This window comes from Flavobacterium sp. J27 (assembly GCF_004303025.1).
In the GTDB taxonomy this organism is placed as follows: domain Bacteria; phylum Bacteroidota; class Bacteroidia; order Flavobacteriales; family Flavobacteriaceae; genus Flavobacterium.
In genome coordinates this window covers 1-934 of record NZ_PJQW01000007.1, presented here as the reverse complement: position 1 = coordinate 934, position 934 = coordinate 1, and the positions used below count along the sequence as shown (strand labels likewise).

1 protein-coding gene is annotated in these 934 nt (G+C 33.9%); it reads right to left on the bottom strand.

Translation table 11 applies throughout. The annotated features are described in order from the left end of the window. Nucleotides 1-934, bottom strand: a 934-nt coding sequence (locus tag CX675_RS10735) for a carbohydrate binding domain-containing protein (protein ID WP_130735242.1), incomplete at both ends; no start/stop codon positions are given.

Genomic DNA, 934 nt, shown 5'->3' with positions numbered 1-934 from the left:
CATCACCTCCTACATAAGTAACAAACTCTACTTCATCTGTGTACGTATTGTGTTTGATTTCCATACTACCCTCTACCGAATAATATTTACGGTACTGACGTTGCATCTTATCGGCTTGTGTACCGCCATAATACATTGCACTACGATTATTAGCATGGTTATATCTAAAACTAATACGATCTACACCTGTTTCATAAATCTCAAATGGACTTTTCCATGTATTGTAAGAAATATTTAATTGCCTTTCTGTAGGAGTCGCTTCACTAGTTTTTCTAATTTGAATATCATCAAACCATAAAATACCTGTACTATTGTTATCTAAACGAATATTTAATTTCTTGATATTTGCTGGTACTAAAACGGTCTTTTCAATTTTAACCCATTCCGTTGAAGTAGCTGATTGGACACCATCAAAAGCTGTAGCATATGCCGTTTCATTTTCTGTTTTCATATACATGAAAACTTCAGCCTGAGCATTAGTACCATCACTCTTTACCCATGCTGAATAGGTATATTCGGTCGGCACAGCATTATCTATTGCTATCCATGATTCTGCAAAAATCATTTTCTCACTCGTAGTAGTATTATTTATTTTTATTGAAGATGTTCCTGTATGACCTACAGTTGAATCATAAGATAAAACAGTTGGGTCATAATAAGTTGTCCAACCCACTTGTTGCTCCATACTATCATTTAATAAACCTAGTCTATTAGCATAGTAAGCTTTTGCTTCTGCCGTAACATCTATAGAGGTATTTTGATACTTTTTAGTACTGTTACTATAGTTATAAGTACCTAGAGTATTTTGTTTAATACGACCATCATTCTCATAAATTTGCTCTACTTGAACACCCTGAGCATTCGTATAATGTGTTAAGCGGTCTTGATTGTCGTATTGAAAATTCTCCGTCCAGTTAAACAAACTATTGGTTCT